The following is a 20,319-nucleotide window of genomic DNA, read 5'->3' as shown; positions in this document are numbered from 1 at the left end:
TTAAACTGATTCATACATTTTTTTGTTAGCAGATTATTTCCCGACCGGTATAAATATGTGCCCTTTCTCATAACTATTTTATTAATACACACTTAATAGTGGACTAGCTAAAGAAAATTTATAAAATACGTGGGGGTACAAAAATGTTTATATTAACTTCATTTAATACTTGTTTAATGGTTTTACTTCTTTGTTATGTATTTTACAGACTTATAAAGGCTAAAAAGGCTGTAACACTTGTTTCATTCACTATTCAGCTTTCTGCATTAACGATAGTAATTCTATCTCTTGTAAATGATGTAAAAATCAGTAATAGTATTGAGCTTTTTTATATTGGATTCGGGATATTAATTCCGGCATGTTTTATTATATGGGATTACAGGTTAATAATAAATAGTCACAGAGCTGCAGAGAGACATACGGACTATATAACAGTTAAAAATGAAATAATATCGCAGGATGAAAACAGTTTGCCGGAATCCTCCTGCATCAGTACTTCTGAGATAAGTCAAAGGGTTATGGATGTATTGGAAAATGAAGATTTTGTTGATGACACTATTTCTGAATTGAATTTACTAAAAGATGATTTGTTTTTTGGAATTAAAAAGAAGTTAATTCAGGCCGAGAATGGATATAGTCAGGGAAATTATGATTTTGCATACGAAATATATAGAGGTATGCTGGACATTACACAAACTCCGGGGAATCTGTTTTTCAACTATGGAAATGTATGCTTTAAAAAAGGAATGTTTAGAGAGGCAGTCTCTTGCTATAGAAAAGTGCTGGAGTTGAATGAGCAATTCGACAAAAAGCATCTTGTTTATGTAAACCTCGGTATAACATACTTCAATATGGGAAAAACAGAACTTGCGCTGGAGAACTTCTTTAAGGCTTTGGAAATAAATCCTGAGTGTTCGACCGCAAAGGAAGGTATCGGCAGGATATATACTACGACAGGCCGGCAAGCAGATGCGGTTATGTACTATGAAGATTTGCTGAAAAATGATGATAGTAATTATGAACTCTCATTGTCACTGGGAAAACTTTTAGTTGAACTGGGCAATATAGAAGAGGCGAAAGTACGTTTTGAAACATGTATAAAGAACAACCCCCGGCAGGCAGATGCATATATCCTCCTTGGAAAGTTATTTATGTCAGTAGGACAGTATTCCGAAGCTATTAAGGTCTTTAAAACATATATTACAATTAATGACGTTGATTATATAGGACATTATAACCTTGCAGAATGTTATTTTCAAAATAAAGAGTACAAAAATGCAATTACTGAATATATGCAGACCATAAGCCATAACCAAAAAAGTCACGAAAGTTTGTACAAGATGGGTTTAATCTATAATGAGACAGATGAAACAGAAAAAGCAATAGATTGTTTTAGAGCTGCAATTCAGTTAAAGCCGGATTTTATAGATGCATATAACAACCTTGGAATAGTGTTTGCGAAAAGTCAAAGACATGTCGAGTCTCTTGCCGCATATACTGCAGGAATTAAGCTTAATCCTGATAATTTCAGACTTTATTTTAACATGGGTGTTGTATTGTTTGAGCTGAAACGATATGAGGACTCTGCAGATGCCTTTACAAGAGCTGTTGAGTTGAATCCGAAGGACAAGGATGTTTATTACTATCTGGGTGCTTCATTAACCGAATTAAAACAGTATGATGAAGCAATCAAGGCATATGGAAAAGCTCTTGATGACAGAATGGAGGAGGGCGAATTGTATTATAATATAGCAGCTGTTTATGCATTAATGAAAAAGCAGGATATTGCATTAGATAATCTAAAGAAGGCTGTAAGCAAGGATTCGGGAATCAAACAGGAAATTAGCCGGAACAACGTTTTTGATTACATGAGAACAAATTCTGATTTTGTAGAACTGGTTTCGTAATTATTGTTTACTATAACCTTATTTGTGTTAAAATAACATAGAAAATATCAAATAACAAATAAGGTGGTACTGACAGATAAAACGTTAGTACAAGGTGAATAAATGAGTTTTTTACCCATAAGTTTTGAAGACATGAATGAAAAAGGCTGGGATCAGCTTGACTTTTTATATATAAGCGGGGATGCTTACGTGGATCATCCCAGTTTCGGACATGCAATAATAACCAGAGTTTTGGAAAGCGAAGGCTTTAAGGTCGGAATAATAGCCCAGCCCGACTGGAAAAACAGCGAGGATTTCAAGAAATTGGGAAGACCAAAGTACGGTGTACTTATATCCTCAGGGGTTATAGATTCAATGGTAAATCACTACACGGCCAGTAAAAAGAAAAGATCCACAGATTTGTATTCCCCGGGAGGTAAAGCCGGGTACAGACCTGACAGGGCCGTAATAGTATATGCAAACAAGATAAAAGAGATATTTAAGGATACACCTGTTATAATCGGAGGACTTGAAGCAAGTCTTAGAAGATTTGCACATTATGACTACTGGGATGATAAAGTAAGGAGATCAATTCTTGTAGATTCCAAAGCTGACCTTCTTGTATACGGAATGGGTGAAAAGCCTATAACTGAGATAGCAAGATTACTGAAAAAAGACATTCCTGTCCATAGTATCAAGAATTTACGCGGCAGCGCGTACCTTGCAAGATACGAAGAACTTCCGGCTGAAGTCAGGGAGGCAATCGATTCAAAGGGAACTAAGAAAGTGGCTGTATTGCCCTCATTTGAAGCGGTACAGGAAAGTAAAAAAGTATATGCCGAAGCTTTCAAAATTCAGTATAACGAGCAGGATGCAATAAACGGAAGGATATTGGTACAACCTCACGGTGACAGATATCTGGTTCAGAATCCTCCTATAATGCCTTTATCAACAGCTGAATTGGACAGGGTTTATGCCTTTCCATACGAAAGGACATACCATCCCGTTTACGAAAAGTACGGAGGGATTCCTGCAATTAATGAGGTGGAGTTCAGCATAACAAGTCACAGAGGCTGCTATGGCGGCTGTTCTTTTTGTGCTTTGAATTTTCATCAGGGCAGGGTAATTCAAAAAAGGAGCCAGGCATCAATATTAAATGAGGCAAAGAAACTTACCTGGACACAGGGTTTTAAAGGATATATACATGATGTGGGCGGCCCAACAGCCAACTTCAGGAATGTTGCCTGTGAAAAACAGGTTAAAAACGGCGTCTGCAAAGAGAAACAATGTCTACATCCTGAACCTTGTAAAAACCTGATAGTAGATCATTCTGAGTATCTGGATCTTTTACGTAAACTCAGGGCACTTCCTGATGTTAAGAAAGTATTTATCCGCTCAGGAATACGTTACGACTACTTAATGCTTGACAAAAATGACGACTTTTTCACTGAATTATGTGAGCATCATGTCAGCGGTCAGCTTAAAGTTGCACCGGAGCATGTAGTGGATAGGGTTTTAGAGAAAATGGGAAAACCAAAAAGACAACTATACGACCGATTTGTGAAGAAATTTTATGATATAAACGAAAAAATTCATAAGGAACAGTATCTCGTTCCCTATTTGATTTCAAGCCATCCGGGGAGTGATTTAAATGCTGCCGTAGAATTGGCAGAATACTTAAAGCAGCAGGGGTATATGCCTGAACAGGTTCAGGATTTTTACCCGACACCCGGAACACTTTCAACCTGTATGTTCTATACAGGTTATGATGCAAGGAACATGAAGAAGGTATATGTGCCAAAAACACCGAAGGAAAAAGCCATGCAAAGAGCGCTGTTACAATACCGTAAAAAGGAAAATTACCATCTGGTAATAGAGGCGCTAAAGGAAGCACATAGGGAAGACCTAATCGGATTTGGCCCCAATTGTCTTGTAAAACCTTTAAGAGGTAAACAGTATGGTAATACACCCAATAAGGGAAAAACAGAGGGCGAAGGCGGCAAGGGGAGAGTTTCAAGAGGAGTAAATAAAGGGAATACTGTCAAAAGTGGAAAATCTGCAAAGCAAACAAATAGGGAAAATAGTAACAAAAATAGAAAACAAAGTAGTAAGACAGCCTATACAAATGCTAAATCAAAATCGGGTGACATGAAAAATTTGACAAGAAAAAAACGATAAAATAAAATGTAATAGTTATAAAAAATACTTAGGAAAAAGGAAAGGAATAAACCATGTCTGCCAAAGTTTTGAATGGAACTGAGCTTGCGGCAAAAGTCAAGTCTGAGCTAAAAGCAAAAATAGACGAATTGAAGTTAAAGGGTATAAATCCCGGACTTGCAGTTATTATTGTAGGCGACGACCCTGCGTCAAGGGTATATGTAAACCACAAAAAGAACGATTGTGCTGAAATCGGTATAAAATCATTTGAATACGCACTTCCTGCAAGTACTTCAGAAGAAGAATTACTGGGTTTAATAGAAACATTGAACAATGATGCTGCTGTAAATGGTATACTTGTCCAGTTGCCGATACCAAAGCACATAAATGAAGATAAGGTTATTGCAGCAATAAGCCCCGATAAGGATGCCGATTGCTTCCATCCTATGAATGTTGGAAAGCTCATGATTGGAAAACCTGAATTCCTGCCATGCACTCCGGCCGGGGTTGTGGAATTGCTGGAAGAAAATAATATTGAAATATCGGGAAAGAACTGCGTTGTAGTTGGCAGGAGCAATATAGTGGGAAAGCCCCAGGCTATTTTGCTTCTTGCAAAAAATGCAACCGTAACCATATGCCACTCCAAAACTGCCAATATTCAGGAAGTATGTAGAAGTGCAGATATTTTGGTAGTTGCCATTGGGAAATCGGAGTTTATCAAACCCGAATTTGTAAAACCGGGTGCCGTTGTTATTGATGTAGGCGTATCAAGGGGAGCAGATGGCAAATTAGTTGGGGATGTTCAATTTGCGGAGGTTTCGGAAGTAGCATCTGCAATTACAAAGGTAACAGGCGGAGTTGGCCCCATGACCAGAGCCATGTTGATGAAAAATACATATAAGGCAGCATTGTTACAAAACAGGCTATAATTTCCTTGGTCAATAATAACAAAAACTAAGGAATAGCGTTTGTACTTTTCATTCTTGACATAAAAATTAAATAAGTTTACAATTAAATTGATTATGGAGTAAGAGCCAGTTCGTATTGTAGAGTTATATTAATTGATTATTAAGCTATTTAGGCTAATATATATATGCAGGTTTGTTTTATTAATGTTAAAAAAGCTTCAGCTGGGATTATTGTAAAAATTCTGGTATTATGCGTAGTTTAAATGACATATTTAGTAAAACGTCTCATATGTTTGAGTTTTATACATTATTTGTATCGGTCATAGCCATATACCGCTTAGTTATTATTATATTGTGCTATTCTACAGTACATAGGCCTTTATAGGTTCATTTCTGCTTTTATTCCAATATTAATATGGTTATTGCGAATTATGAAATTTGAGCTTTGAAAACTGAATAAGGAGGAGGTGTTTAAGATAATAGTTAATATTTTAATAGGATTGGCCTGCGGATTAATTATTGCAGTTATTGCTTCTAAAATATTTTATGATAGAGGATTTGAGGCCAGAAAAAAGCAGGCAGAAGCCCAAATAGGCAGTGCCGAGCAGGAGGCCCAAAGAATTGTTGGAGAGGCTTTTAAACAAGGCGAGAATAAGAAGAGGGAAGCACTTTTTGAGGCTAAAGAAGAAATTCATAAAAGCAGAGTAGAACTTGACAGGGATATCAAGGATAGACGAAATGAGTTTATGAGGCAGGAAAGAAGGCTTGTTCAGAAGGAAGAAACACTCGACAAGAAAGTAGAAGCACTTGAACAGAAAGATGAAGCTTTAAATAAAAAGCTGAAGGATATTGAAGTTTTGCAAGAGCAGTCCGAAGAGCTTGTTAAAAAGCAAACTGAAGAGCTTGAAAGAATTGCCGGATTATCTGTAGAAGATGCCAAAGAATACTTGCTTCGTAACATTGAAAACGAAGTAAAACATGAGGCTGCAGCACTTATAAAGGAAATTGAGTCTAGTGCCAAGCAGGAAGCAGACCGTAAGGCAAAGGATATATTGGCAACTGCAATTCAGAAGTGTGCTGCCGATCATGTATCTGAAGCTACTGTTTCTGTAGTACCTTTACCTAATGATGAGATGAAGGGAAGAATTATCGGTCGTGAGGGTAGAAATATAAGGACTCTTGAGACCTTGACAGGAATTGATTTGATTATTGATGATACACCTGAGGCTGTAATACTGTCTGGATTTGATCCTATACGAAGAGAGGTTGCCAGATTAACTCTTGAGAAGCTTATTCTTGATGGAAGAATTCACCCCGCAAGAATCGAAGAAATGGTTGAAAAAGCTAAAAAAGAGGTTGACAACACTATTCGTCAGGAAGGTGACAATGCAGCATTTGAAACAGGCGTGCACGGCTTGCATCCGGAACTTGTAAGGCTTTTGGGTAAACTTAAGTTCAGAACAAGTTACGGGCAGAATGTACTTAACCATTCCATAGAGGTATCTCACCTTGCAGGTATAATGGCTGCTGAACTTGGTGTTGATGTTCAACTTGCAAAAAGAGCAGGTTTGCTCCATGACATCGGAAAGGCTATTGACCATGAGGTGGAAGGTTCCCATGTTACTATCGGTGCTGATGTTGCTAAGAAGTACAAGGAAAGTGCTGATGTGGTAAATGCTATTCTTGCTCACCACGGTGATGTAGAGGCAACAAATGTAGTTTCAGTACTTGTACAGGCTGCGGATTCTATTTCAGCTGCAAGACCGGGTGCGAGAAGAGAAACACTGGAATCCTACATCAAGCGTCTTGAGAAGCTTGAAGAGATTGCAAACTCCTTTGAGGGGGTTGAAAAGTGTTTTGCAATTCAGGCAGGAAGAGAAATCAGAATAATGGTTAAGCCTGATGTTGTAAATGACGCAGATATAGTTCTGAAGGCAAGAGAAATAGTCAAGAAGATTGAAGATGAGCTTGAATATCCCGGACAGATTAAAGTTACTCTGCTAAGGGAAACTAGAGCTATTGAATATGCAAAATAATTAATTAAAATAAAATAAAAAAGCGTGGATTCCACGCTTTTTTATTTTTAGCATGTATCCATTAAAGTGTTACTTTTTAGTGATATATGTATTATAATTGTTATAGATTACGGCATTACGTACTTAAAAATGAATGTCTGTACATAATAATAATAGCTTAATTTAAATTTTGGAGGCAAAGAATTGAAGATACTTTTTATTGGTGATATTTTTGGAAACCCGGGAAGAAAGGCTGTAAAGGAATTTGTACCACAGCTTAAAAAGGAACTGGGAATAGATTTTTGTATTGCCAACGGCGAAAATGCAGCTGCGGGCAGCGGCATAACCTATTTGATCGCTCAGGAGCTTTACAAGTCAGGTGTTGACTGTATTACGCTGGGAAATCACACGTGGTCAAAGAAGGAAATTCTGAATTTTATAGACTCTGATGAAAATATTATTAGGCCGGCAAACTTGCCCGGAAATGTTCCGGGTAGAGGATACACCATACTGAAATCTAATGGTAAAGAACTGGCTGTATTAAATCTTATGGGAAGGGTTTACATGGATAGCATTGACTGTCCGTTTCAGGTTGCAGATAGAGAATTACAAGAAATAAAATCCAAAACCAAGGCAGTTTTTGTAGATATGCATGCGGAAGCCACATCTGAAAAGTGTGCTCTTGCCTGGTATCTGGACGGAAGAATATGCTGTCTAGCAGGAACACACACACATGTACAAACAGCAGATGAGAGAATATTGCCATGTGGTACTGCGTTGATTTCCGACGTTGGAATGACAGGGCCTTATGACGGAGTAATTGGTGTAGACAAGGAATTGATTATTGAAAGATTTATTACCAGAATGCCTCAAAAATTCGAGGTCGCTAAGGGACGGATACAGTTTTGCGCTGTCCACTTAGAAGTTGATGAAAAAACCGGAAAGTGTATTAAAATTGAGCGTATATTTAAAGTAGCAGATTCTTTTGACGGAAAATAATGGGGGCATTAATGATAGCAAGCAATGAGAAAATTACTTTGAAACAAAAGAATGATTTAATATATATTCAGTTTAAAAACCTTAAAGAGTATGAGCATATACTTACACACTGTTTTACTACAAGACTTGGAGGTGTAAGTCAGGGGGCGTTTTCTTCTTTAAACCTTAGCTTTACCAGGAATGACATCAGAGAAAATGTTTGCGAAAACTATAGGCGGCTTGCGAATGCAATTGGAGTTGATTACAATAAAATGGTTCTGTCGAACCAAGTACATGATAACAAGATAAGATTAGTGGGTGTTGAGGACATAGGCAAAGGTCTGACTTTAGAAAGTGACATTATAGGTTTTGACGGCCTTTCAACAAATCAGCCAGGAATACCGCTGGTAACATTTTATGCGGATTGTGTCCCTGTACTATTTCTTGATCCGGTAAAAAAGGCTATAACAGCAGTTCACTCCGGTTGGAAAAGTACGTTGAAAAATATATCCTACGAAGCATTAGTACTTATGAAAAATACGTACAATAGCAATTATAAAGATATTATTGTAGCAATCGGGCCATCTATATGTATGAATTGTTTTGAGGTAGGCAAGGAAGTATATGACGGATTTAAGGAAAAATTCAGCTGGTGCGATAAATATACGGAATACAGAAACGGAAAGTACTACATGGGTTTGCAAAGAATCATAAAGCATGTTTTAATGGAGACAGGTGTTCCGGAGAAGAATATTATGATAAGTGATGTTTGTACTAAATGCAATACTGACCTTTTTTTCTCCTTCAGGGGGGATAAAGGGAAAACGGGTGGTTTGGCAGCTGTTATGATGCTTAAATAAAATAAATATATATTTGATAAGATTATTTGTTGGAGAAAAATAATGACAAAATCCATAAGACTTATTTCTTTACTGATAATTACAGGACTGATGCTTTCGGCATGTACTGTTAATCTTAATAAAAAATCTGCAAATCCGGTTGAGGATATTTATGAAGGTAAATATGATGTGTTGGACAAAGGCCCTGAAAAAGGCGGGTCAATACGTCTGTTCAGTACACCTGTAGATACACTGAATCCAATTCTGACAAACAACCAGTATGTTCAGGATTTTTTGGGTTTGGTATTTGAGGGACTTTATAAATTAAATGAGAAACAGCAGCCTGTGCCTGTTTTGACTCAAAGTGCAGTAACCTCGGCTGATGGGCTGAAAATTACACTAACTTTAAAAAATGGTGTTAAATGGCACGACGGTACTCCTCTTCAATCCGGGGATGTTGTGTTTTCAATAAATAGTGTAATGGATGCTAAGAACAACAGCGTATATGCAGCTGGTTTACAAAATATTGCAGCTGTGTCAGCAGGTAATAATAACTCGGTTGTAATTACTTTGAAAAAACCCGATGCGTTGATGTTATACAGCTTGACTTTTCCTATTATACCAATGCATTATTATAATAAAGAGAAACTAAGTGAAAAAAGTTCAAAGAAAAATCTTGCACCTGTAGGTACCGGGCCTTATGCTTTTGTATCATATAATGCAAAAACTGGGGTAAAATTAAAAGCCAATGATGATTGGTGGAACAAAGGCGATTCTGAGTTGACGACTCCATATATCCAATCTGTAGAGGTTAAAATATTTCAGAATACCGCAAAAGCAACTAATGCCTTTCAGTCCAGAGATGTTGATGTCGTAACGACTGATTACAATGAGTTTAAAAAATACATCGGTCGGACTGATATTGCACTTAAACGTTACCCCGGTAAAAACTATGAATTTCTATCGCTGAATATTTCAAAAGGGCCAATGGCAAATAAGAGTTTAAGAAGTGCAGTAGCAGGCTTTATTGATAAGAAAAAACTTATTGATGCTGCGGCATATGGCATAGCTGTACCAGCTGAATTACCCCTTTTTCCCAACTCTTGGATAAACCAGCTGGTAAATATTGAACAGTATTCAGATTTAAAAAAAGCAAAACAGCTTATGACACAGAACGGATATGTTCTCTCGCATAATAAATATGTAAGCAAAACAAACAGTAAAGCATTTTCATTAAAGCTTATTGTTAATCAGGAAAATGCATTAAGAGTAAATACTGCTAATGCGTTAGCTGCTCAGTTGGCTAAAAATGGAATAACTGTACAGGTTGAAAAGCTTACTTGGGAGAATGTGCAGAACAGAATAAAATCCGGTGCATATGATATGGCCTTAATGGGATATAAAATTTCAACAAAACCGGATTTGTCTTTTGCTTACTCTACCGAAAATATAAAGACAGGGCTTAATACTGCAAAATACAGCAATCCTGTAGTTGATGGGTATCTTCAACAGATTTTAACCCAAACTGACGGTGAAAAACAGAAAAGTTTATATACGAACCTTTTAAAAAACGTTTTAGACGAAAGGCCATACATAGGCTTGTACTTTATCAATGAGGGTGTAATGTGCAGTAAAAACATAAAAGGAGCTGTAAATCCAAATGTATGGAGCAGCTATAATGATTTTTCACAGTGGTATGTACCGCAATAATTATATATTTTAAAGAATGATGGAGGACTAATATGCTTTGGGCGTTGATTATTATAGTGGGATTCGCAATGGACAGACTAACAAAGGTTTGGGTGTTGGATAAAATTGTAGGTAATCCCGTAACCGTAGTAAAAGATTTTTTTTACTTGAGGCATCTTGAAAATGAGGGTGCTGCTTTCAGTATTTTGCAGGGCAAAACGATTTTTCTTATTTTAATGGTATCCATAGTATCTTTGTGCATGCTATACTTTCTCATAAAGCATAAGCATAAGTTTTTACGTCTTTCCTTGTCACTTATTCTTGGTGGTGCTTTGGGAAATCTGTACGACAGGATTTTTAGCGGCGGAAGCGTGGTTGATTTTCTGGAATTTCATTTTGGGTCATACGTTTTTCCAACCTTTAATGTTGCGGATATATTAGTTGTAGTGGGAACAATTCTTCTTGCGATATATATATTGTTCCTGTACAAGGAAGAAAAGCCTGAAACTACTAAACCAGAACAGGTTCAGGATGAAACAAAATAAAATAAATCATACATGTTCACGGAGGTTGCTTTGAAAGAATTTATTTTGGAATGTGATACAGACGGAGTAAGAATTGATTCATGGCTTGCGGTCAATCTTGAAGATTATTCAAGATCCTATATCCAGAAGCTCTGTTTAGATGGTAATATATGGGTAAATGAAGTACAGGTAAAATCAAATTATAAGGTGAAGCCGGGTGACAGTATAAAAGTGAATGTTCCCGATGCTGAAATTCTTGACGTAGAGCCGGAAGATATTCCTCTTGATATCGTATATGAGGACAAGCATATAATAGTTATAAACAAGCCCAAGGGAATGGTTGTGCACCCTGCTGTCGGAAACTACACGGGAACCTTGGTTAATGCCTTAATGAAACACTGCGGGGATAGTTTGTCAGACATAAACGGTGTTATAAGACCCGGAATTGTCCATAGGATTGACAAGGATACATCCGGACTCCTTGTGGTTGCCAAGAGTAACATTGCTCACGAAAGGCTTTCGGAGAAGCTTAAAACACATGACATAAAAAGGGAATATATTGCACTTGTTGATGGTATTATATATGAAAACAGCGGTAAGATTGATGCACCTATCGGAAGACACCCCGTCGAACGAAAGAAGATGTGTGTTAATACTGAAAACGGAAGAAATGCTATTACCCATTTCAAGGTACTTGAGAGATTCCCGAATGCCACCTATATTGAATTAAAACTTGAAACCGGAAGAACTCATCAGATAAGAGTGCATATGGCCTATATAAATCACCCTATTATTGGGGATATGGTCTACGGAAGGAGAAAACAAAAGTATAAAACTAAGGGTCAGGTACTTCATGCATGGAGACTTTCATTCCTACATCCTGTAACAGGTGAAGAGATGAAATTTGAAACAGCTGTGCCTGAATATTTCCAAAGTATTTTAAGTCAATTGAGAGAAAATCTATAGACAAGCAGTTGTTGTTATGGTATTATTTCATGTAAAAAGAGAGTTACCTTTAAATTAGTCCAGAGAGGCTATAAGGTGAGATATTAAAATATACTTGCATTTATGTATAATCATCAAAGTATGGTTGTATTTGTATATGTTAAGCTTCTTGCCTTAGGCAGGAAGCTTTTTTAGTAGGTAGGCAAACTCGGCAAATCAATTGCATGTAAAAGTTTATATTAAAATATATGTTGTAAAAATGAGAGGAGACGACCTTATGGGACATACCGAATTAATGGATGAGAACGCAATAGCAAGAGCTATAACAAGAATCTCCCACGAGATTATTGAAAAAAATAAGGGAGTGGATAATCTGGTCTTGATAGGAATTCAGAGAAGAGGAGTTCCTCTTGCAGCCAGAATAGCAAATAAAATAAAAGATGTTGAAGGCAGGGAAATTCCGGTAGGAATTCTGGACATTACACTTTATCGTGATGATCTTAGCCTCTTAAATGAGCATCCTGTTATAAACGGTACAGAAATAAACTTTGATATTGCGGGAAAGAAACTTGTCCTTGTCGATGACGTAATTTATACGGGAAGAACCGTAAGAGCCGCCATAGACGCACTTATGGACATAAACAGACCACAAATGATTCAACTTGCGGTACTTATTGACAGAGGACACAGAGAACTTCCCATAAGGGCTGACTATGTAGGAAAGAACGTGCCTACATCAAGAAGTGAGATAGTACACGTTAATGTTTATGAAATAGACGGTTCAAATAATGTCACTATAACGGGTAAGGAATAGGAGAAAAAGAAATATGAACTTGAAATCCAAAGATTTACTGGGACTGAGGGATATTTCGGCAGAAGAAATTGAGTATATTCTAAATACCGCTAAAACAATGAAATGTATTGTTACATCAAATAACAAAAAAACAGCGCATCTTCAGGGAAAATCAATCATTACACTATTCTACGAAAACAGTACAAGAACAAGACTTTCATTTGAACTGGCTTCCAAGTATATGGGAGCCAGCGCCGCAAATATATCCGCATCAAGCAGCAGTGTTCAAAAGGGCGAAACATTAATAGACACAGGTAAAACGATTGACGATATGGGTTCGGATATAATAATAATGAGACATCCCATGTCCGGGGCACCTCATCTTCTTGCTAAAAACGTAAAATCTTCAATAATAAATGCCGGGGACGGTATGAATGAACATCCCACGCAGGCTTTACTTGACATGTTTACAATACAGGAAAAAAAGGGTACATTAAAAGGCCTGAAGGTGGCAATTATAGGAGATATACTTCACAGCAGAGTTGCCAGAAGTAATATATGGGGGCTGACAAAAATGGGTGCTGAGGTTAACGTATCCGGGCCTGCTACGCTGATGCCACCTGAGATTGAGAAAATGGGTGTAAATGTTTTCAGTACGGTTCAGGAAGCAATGCTTGATGCTGATGTTGTCATGGGCCTGAGAATTCAGTTGGAGCGTCAGAAGAAGGGGTTGTTCCCCACAATAAGAGAATACGCAAGATTTTTCGGAGTTGACGATAAAAGGTTAAAGCTTGCCAAGGAGGATGCAATAGTGCTTCATCCAGGCCCTGTAAACAGAGGGGTTGAGCTTTCTACCTCAGTCACTGACGGAGAACAGTCTTTCATAAACGAACAGGTAACTAATGGAGTTGCAGTGAGAATGGCACTGCTATATCTTTTAACAAGGAGGGGAACCGTAAATGAAGTTACTGATTAAAAACGGACATGTTCTGGACGTAAAAACCGGTTTAGACAGTATTGCAGACATATTGGCAGTGGATGGAATTATTCATGATATAGGAAGCGAAATAGGTGAAACCGGTTGTGAAGTAATTGATGCTAATGGCTTGTATGTAATTCCGGGCCTTGTAGATGCTCATTGTCACCTGAGAGATCCCGGATATGAGTATAAGGAAGATATAGAGACAGGAACGAGAAGTGCGGCAAAGGGCGGTTTTACCTCAGTTGCATGTATGCCAAATACCAACCCGGTACTTGACAATGAAGCAATGGTAAAGTATGTAATAAATAAAGCAAAAATTGATGGTATTGTAAATGTATTTCCTATTGGAGCAGTGTCAAAAGGGCTAAAGGGAGAGGAACTCAGTGAAATCGGTGAGCTCAAATTTGCCGGGGCGGTTGCACTTTCAGATGACGGCAGACCTGTCGGCAACTCCTCATTAATGAAAAAGGCAATGCAATATGCCTCAATGTTTGATATAACAATTATTTCACACTGTGAAGACCTTGACCTTGTAGACGAAGGGCTTATGAATGAAGGCTTCCAGTCATCAATTCTTGGATTGAAAGGCAATCCTGCTCCCGCTGAAGAGGTAATGATTGCAAGAGATTTGATACTGGCGGAATATACAAAGGCAACAATTCACATAGCTCATGTAAGTACAGAGCTGGGAGTAGATTTAATAAGAAATGCTAAAAAAAGAGGAGTAAGAGTTACTGCTGAAACATGTCCGCATTATTTTACACTCACAGATAATGCATGTGAAGGCTTTAACACAAATGCAAAGGTAAATCCTCCATTAAGGACGCAAAAGGATGTGGATGCAATAATTCAAGGTTTGAAGGACGGCACCATAGATATTATATCAACAGACCACGCACCCCATCATATTGACGAAAAAAATGTAGAATTTAAAATTGCCGCAAATGGAATGGTTGGTTTTGAAACAGCATTTCCTCTGGCAATTACTTATCTGGTCAAGTCCGGACACCTTACCCTTAAAGAACTTGTATATAAAATGAGTTTTAATCCATCACAAATGCTGGGACTTAATAAAGGTACCATTGAAGTTGGAAAACTAGCTGATCTCATGATTTTTGATTTAAATGAACAATATAACGTAGATATCACGAAATTCGAATCAAAAGGCAGAAATTCACCGTTTAACGGGTTTTCACTATACGGTCAGCCTCAGTATACCATTGTAGGCGGAAGCCCTGTGGTAAGAAAAAAGGTACTGTTGTAAAAATTATTATGCATTGGGTAATAATTTGTATATTACCCGGAAATGGAGATAAAAATGTTTATTGACAGACTTATTGAGAATATTCAGGAAAAGAATAATCCTACTGTTGTAGGGTTGGACCCAAAGATTGAATATGTGCCGGCTTTTATTAAAGACAAAGCCTTTAAAGAATATGGTAAGAATTTAAAGGGAGCTTCTGAAGCTATTCTAAGCTTTAATAAAATGATAATTGATTCAATATACGATGAGGTTCCGGCAGTTAAACCACAGCTTGCTTACTATGAAATGTATGGAATCGAAGGATTAATTGCTTTCGAGGAAACCTGCAAATATGCAAAGAGCAAGGGCTTGATTGTTATTGCGGACGGTAAGAGAAATGATATCGGCACAACTGCCGAGGCTTATTCAAAGAGTTTTCTTGGTGAAACTGAAATAGACGACGGAGTAAAGCAAAAGGTTTTCGATGTAGATGCACTTACGGTAAGCCCGTATCTGGGTATTGATGGGGTTAAACCTTTTATTCAGGACTGCATAAATTTTGACAAGGGAATATTCATACTGGTAAAGACATCCAATAAGTCATCGGGGCAGCTCCAGGATTTGGTAACTGAACAATGCAAAAGCATTTACGAAATTATGGCCGGATATGTACATGAATGGGGAAAACCCCTTATGGGCAAATATGGCTACAGTAGTGTTGGGGCTGTGGTGGGAGCTACTTACCCTAATCAGGCTAAATTGTTAAGGTCAATTATGAAAAATGCATATATTCTGGTTCCAGGATACGGGGCACAGGGGGGAACAGCAAGAGATTGTGCAAATTCCTTCAACAGGGATGGACTTGGTGCAATTGTGAATGCATCCAGAAGTGTAATTTGTGCATATAAATCAGAAACATGGAAGAATGAATATACTGAAGAGAAGTTTGCGGAAGCTGCAAGGGCAGAAGTTTTGAGAATGAAGGAAGATTTGAACACTGCACTTGGCAGATAAATAAAAAGACACAGAGGTGAGATTATGAAGGCTTTTTTATTACTTGAAGACGGTACGATATTCGAAGGCAACAGCTTTGGAATGGAAGGGAAGGTAGTTGGAGAGGTGGTTTTTAACACTGGTATGACTGGCTATCAGGAAGTTCTGACAGACCCGTCATACTGCGGACAAATAGTATGTATGACTTATCCCTTGATAGGCAACTACGGTGTAAATATAGATGATATTGAATCCTTGAAACCCCAGGTAAAAGGTTTTATAGTCAGGGAGCTGTGCAAAACTCCAAGTAACTGGAGATCTATAGAAACTTTGAATGAATACTTAAAAAGAAATGAGATAACAGGTCTTGAGGGTATTGATACAAGAGCATTAACAAGGATTTTGCGTGATAATGGCACTATGAAAGGTACTATAATTACGGCGGAACAGCTGGAAAATATACAGGAAGAACTTACAAAGGTAAACAGCTATACAATTAACAACCCTGTATTACAAGTAACTACAAATGAAATAAAGCACTATAAAGGCGAAGGCTACAAAATAGCTCTTATGGATTACGGCTTGAAACAGAATATTGTAAGATCATTGCTAAACAGGGGCTGCGAAATATATATCTTTCCTGCAACCGCAACAGCGGAGGAAGTTTTGGAAATAAACCCCGACGGAATAATGCTTTCTAACGGCCCCGGAGACCCAAAGGATTGTCAGTTTCAGATAGAGACAATTAAAAAGCTAATAGGTAAAAAGCCAATATTCGGAATTTGCCTTGGACATCAGTTGACAGCATTAGCTAACGGAGCCAATACCGTAAAACTCAAATACGGGCATAGGGGCTGCAACCATCCTGTAAAAGATATAGCTAAGGATCTCACCTACATTACTTCTCAAAACCATGGGTACACAATTGTCGAAGAATCACTTGATAGAGAAACTATGACTGTAAGTCATATAAATATGAACGACGGAACTATCGAAGGAATAAAGTACAAAAATGCTCCGCTTTTCACTGTACAATTTCACCCGGAAGCATCACCGGGGCCGGGAGACACGGCATATTTGTTCGACGAGTTCATTAAAATGATAGATTATTCAAAAAGTAGTTTATAAAAGAAGCTGGAGGATATAACACATGCCTAAACGTAATGATATACATAAAGTATTGGTTATCGGATCCGGACCGATTATAATCGGTCAGGCCGCGGAATTTGACTATGCCGGAACCCAGGCGTGTCAGGCTCTTAAAGAAGAGGGAATAGAGGTAGTATTGGTAAACAGCAATCCTGCTACTATAATGACTGATACGAATATAGCTGACAAGGTTTATATAGAACCCCTTAAAGCGGAAGTAGTAAAAAATATAATAAGATGTGAAAAACCTGATAGCATCTTACCCACACTGGGAGGCCAGACAGGCCTGAATCTGGCGATGGAACTTGCAGAATCAGGTTTTTTACAGGAGCAGGGAGTAAAGCTTCTGGGAACTGCTACTGAGGCAATAAAAATGGCTGAAGACAGACAGGACTTCAAGGACACAATGGAACGCATAGGCGAACCATGTATTGCAAGTAAGGTTGTGACAACAATAGAGGATGCGGTAGAATTTGCCCGTGAGATTGAATATCCGGTTATTGTAAGACCTGCATACACCCTTGGAGGTACCGGGGGAGGAATCGTCTATAATGAAGAAGAACTGAGGGAAATAGGAGAAAACGGATTAAGACTCAGCCGTGTTCATCAGGTTCTTATTGAAAAATGCATATCCGGTTGGAAAGAAATAGAATACGAAGTAATGAGAGACAGCAAGGGCAATGTTATTACCGTGTGTAACATGGAAAACATCGACCCTGTGGGAGTCCACACAGGAGACAGTATAGTTGTGGCACCTTCCCAGACACTTGCGGATAAAGAATACCAAATGCTTAGAACCTCTGCACTGAAAATAATATCAGCCTTGGGAATACAGGGAGGCTGTAATGTACAATATGCTTTGCATCCAACAAGCTTTGAATATGCCGTAATCGAAGTAAACCCCAGAGTAAGCAGATCCTCGGCACTTGCATCTAAAGCGACCGGATACCCAATAGCAAAGGTTGCTTCAAAGATTGCAATAGGCTACGGCCTTGATGAAATAAAAAATGCCGTAACCGGAAAGACATATGCATGTTTTGAACCTACTCTTGACTATGTTGTTGTAAAAATACCAAAATGGCCTTTTGACAAATTTGTCAAGGCGAAAAGAACACTGGGAACGCAGATGAAGGCAACAGGAGAGGTAATGTCCATAAGCAGTTCCTTTGAGGCGGCTCTGATGAAAGCCATACGTTCACTTGAACTGGGAATATTCACACTGGAGCAGGACATATATAAAAATCTTGAAGGCAGCGAGATATTAAAAAAACTTCATGATATTAACGACGAAAGAATATTTGTCATAGCAGAAGCAATAAGACGTTCTATTACAGTTGAAGAAATTCATGAAATAACCAAGATAGATTATTTCTTCCTTTGCAAGATTAAAGAACTCGTATTAATGGAAGAAAAGCTTAAAACCGTAAGTAAGGACCAGCTAGATAAGGATATTCTTAAAAAAGCAAAGAAAATGGGCTTTACAGACAGAATAATTGCCAAGCTGTCCGGGATTCCCCAAAAAGAAATAACAGAACTTAGAAAGCAGAAAAATATTACTGCGGCATATAAAATGGTTGACACCTGTGCTGCGGAGTTTGAGGCTGTAACACCATACTATTATTCAACCTACGATGACCATTCTGAGGTAAAGAAGTCCGATAAAGACAAGGTTATGGTTCTGGGTTCAGGACCAATAAGAATAGGTCAGGGAATAGAATTCGACTATTGCTCCGTCCACTCTGTATGGGCATTGAAGGAGCTTGGGTATGAAACAATAATAGCAAACAATAACCCTGAAACCGTAAGTACTGATTTTGATACAGCCGACAGGCTTTACTTTGAACCATTAACGCCTGAGGATGTGGCTAATATAGTTGAAGCAGAAAATCCAAAGGGTGCAATAGTACAATTCGGCGGGCAAACTGCTATCAAACTTACAAAGGCTTTGGATGATATGGGAGTTAAGATATTCGGTACTGAAGCTAAAAATGTAGATGCAGCCGAAGATAGGGAGAAATTCGACGAAATACTTGAAAAGACAGGTATTCCAAGACCGCAAGGAAAGACTATATTTACTCTTGATGAGGCTATAGCAGCGGCTAACGAACTGGGATACCCTGTACTGGTAAGGCCTTCCTATGTACTTGGAGGACAAGGTATGGAAATAGCCTACAATGACAAGGATGTCAAAGAGTTTATGGAGATAATAACCAGAACTGTTCAGGAGCATCCCATACTTGTTGATAAATACATGATGGGTAAGGAAATAGAGGTTGACGCAATTTGCGATGGTGAGGAAATACTTATACCCGGTATAATGGAACACCTTGAAAGGGCAGGTGTTCACTCAGGCGACAGTATATCCGTATACCCTTCACAGACACTAAGCGATAAGGTTAAGGAGGTTATAGTGGATTACACTGTAAAACTTGCAAAAGCCTTAAATGTAGTAGGAATGGTAAATATACAGTACGTTTTATATAACAATCAGGTTTACGTAATAGAGGTAAATCCAAGATCAAGTCGTACTGTTCCATATATCAGTAAGGTTACGGGAATTCCTATGGTAAATCTTGCAACCAAAGTCATGATGGGTAAAAAGCTTAAGGATTTCAAATACGGAACAGGCTTATATAGAGAACCGGGATATGTTTCAGTAAAAGTTCCAGTATTCTCTTTTGAAAAACTCCATGAAGTAGACACAAGCCTTGGGCCTGAGATGAAGTCTACAGGAGAAGTACTTGGAATAGCGGACAATTTCCCTGAAGCTTTGTACAAAGGTATTATAGCATCCGGAATAAAGCTGCCAAAGCCGGGGGATGGAATACTTATGACAGTTAGAGACACTGATAAACCTGAATTGATTCATATTGCAGAGGAATTTGAAAAGCTTGGCTTTACCCTCTATGCTACAGGTAAAACTGCAAATATGCTGAATAATAACGGAATAGCAACAAATGCGGTAAGAAAGCTGGATGAAGGCTCACCAAATATTATTGAGCTGATTCATGCAGGTAAGCTGGCAATGATAATAAATACACCGACTAAAGGCAGAAACTCGGACAGGGATGGTTTTAAAATAAGAAGAAAAGCAGTTGAAATGTCAATACCGTGTCTGACCTCACTTGATACGGCAGAAGCAATAATTAAATGCCTCAAGCTCGGAAAAACCGAAGGTGAGCTTGAAGTACTGAATTTAAACATATTTGACGAGTAAA

The 20,319-nt window shown here is 38.1% G+C and carries 15 protein-coding genes; all 15 read left to right on the top strand.

Translation table 11 applies throughout. The features are described from left to right. Positions 1–143: 143 nt before the first annotated feature. The 15 genes from L323_RS28555 to carB all read left to right on the top strand — a co-directional run bounded on the left by L323_RS28555 (position 144) and on the right by carB (position 20,318). Positions 144–1,907 carry a tetratricopeptide repeat protein gene (locus tag L323_RS28555; protein ID WP_020815061.1) on the top strand — a complete coding sequence of 588 codons (1,764 nt, stop codon included), beginning with the start codon at positions 144–146 and terminating at the stop codon, positions 1,905–1,907. A gap of 102 nt (positions 1,908–2,009) precedes the next feature. After that, on the top strand, positions 2,010–4,064 hold the full coding sequence (locus L323_RS28550; protein ID WP_020815060.1) for a YgiQ family radical SAM protein: 2,055 nt from the start codon (positions 2,010–2,012) through the stop codon (positions 4,062–4,064). A 53-nt stretch (positions 4,065–4,117) separates the two neighbouring features. Continuing rightward, on the top strand, positions 4,118–4,972 hold the full coding sequence (gene folD / locus L323_RS28545; RefSeq protein ID WP_020815059.1) for a bifunctional methylenetetrahydrofolate dehydrogenase/methenyltetrahydrofolate cyclohydrolase FolD: 855 nt from the start codon (positions 4,118–4,120) through the stop codon (positions 4,970–4,972). A 446-nt stretch (positions 4,973–5,418) separates the two neighbouring features. Continuing rightward, positions 5,419–6,987, top strand: coding sequence for a ribonuclease Y (gene rny, locus L323_RS28540; RefSeq protein WP_020815058.1), 1,569 nt, complete (start codon positions 5,419–5,421; stop codon positions 6,985–6,987). A 183-nt stretch (positions 6,988–7,170) separates the two neighbouring features. Beyond that, positions 7,171–7,965, top strand: coding sequence for a TIGR00282 family metallophosphoesterase (locus tag L323_RS28535; protein WP_020815057.1), 795 nt, complete (start codon positions 7,171–7,173; stop codon positions 7,963–7,965). Between the two features lie 11 nt (positions 7,966–7,976). After that, a complete protein-coding gene (pgeF, locus tag L323_RS28530) occupies positions 7,977–8,804 on the top strand; it encodes a peptidoglycan editing factor PgeF (RefSeq protein ID WP_020815056.1) in 828 nt (275 codons plus the stop codon). Between the two features lie 42 nt (positions 8,805–8,846). Further along, positions 8,847–10,493 carry a peptide ABC transporter substrate-binding protein gene (locus L323_RS28525; protein ID WP_020815055.1) on the top strand — a complete coding sequence of 549 codons (1,647 nt, stop codon included), beginning with the start codon at positions 8,847–8,849 and terminating at the stop codon, positions 10,491–10,493. A 32-nt stretch (positions 10,494–10,525) separates the two neighbouring features. Further along, positions 10,526–11,017, top strand: coding sequence for a signal peptidase II (gene lspA / locus L323_RS28520; RefSeq protein ID WP_020815054.1), 492 nt, complete (start codon positions 10,526–10,528; stop codon positions 11,015–11,017). 30 nt (positions 11,018–11,047) lie between these two features. Beyond that, positions 11,048–11,962, top strand: a complete 915-nt coding sequence (locus L323_RS28515; protein ID WP_020815053.1) for an RluA family pseudouridine synthase — start codon at positions 11,048–11,050, stop codon at positions 11,960–11,962. A 256-nt stretch (positions 11,963–12,218) separates the two neighbouring features. Continuing rightward, positions 12,219–12,755, top strand: a complete 537-nt coding sequence (gene pyrR / locus L323_RS28510; protein WP_020815052.1) for a bifunctional pyr operon transcriptional regulator/uracil phosphoribosyltransferase PyrR — start codon at positions 12,219–12,221, stop codon at positions 12,753–12,755. 13 nt (positions 12,756–12,768) lie between these two features. Continuing rightward, complete coding sequence (locus L323_RS28505) at positions 12,769–13,710, top strand: aspartate carbamoyltransferase catalytic subunit (protein WP_020815051.1); 942 nt, start codon at positions 12,769–12,771, stop codon at positions 13,708–13,710. Further along, a complete protein-coding gene (locus tag L323_RS28500) occupies positions 13,694–14,980 on the top strand; it encodes a dihydroorotase (protein ID WP_020815050.1) in 1,287 nt (428 codons plus the stop codon). Before L323_RS28505 ends, L323_RS28500 begins: the two co-directional genes overlap by 17 nt. 54 nt (positions 14,981–15,034) lie before the next feature. Continuing rightward, on the top strand, positions 15,035–15,973 hold the full coding sequence (gene pyrF, locus L323_RS28495) for an orotidine-5'-phosphate decarboxylase (RefSeq protein ID WP_020815049.1): 939 nt from the start codon (positions 15,035–15,037) through the stop codon (positions 15,971–15,973). A gap of 24 nt (positions 15,974–15,997) precedes the next feature. Continuing rightward, a complete protein-coding gene (locus L323_RS28490) occupies positions 15,998–17,080 on the top strand; it encodes a carbamoyl phosphate synthase small subunit (protein WP_020815048.1) in 1,083 nt (360 codons plus the stop codon). 22 nt (positions 17,081–17,102) lie between these two features. Then, positions 17,103–20,318 carry a carbamoyl-phosphate synthase large subunit gene (gene carB, locus L323_RS28485; RefSeq protein ID WP_020815047.1) on the top strand — a complete coding sequence of 1,072 codons (3,216 nt, stop codon included), beginning with the start codon at positions 17,103–17,105 and terminating at the stop codon, positions 20,316–20,318. The last annotated feature ends 1 nt before the right edge of the window (position 20,319 follow it).

The organism is Ruminiclostridium papyrosolvens C7, from assembly GCF_000421965.1.
GTDB lineage: Bacteria > Bacillota > Clostridia > Acetivibrionales > DSM-1351 > Ruminiclostridium > Ruminiclostridium papyrosolvens_A.
The sequence above is the reverse complement of the archived record's forward strand: the minus strand, read 5'-3'. Positions and strand labels throughout refer to the sequence as shown.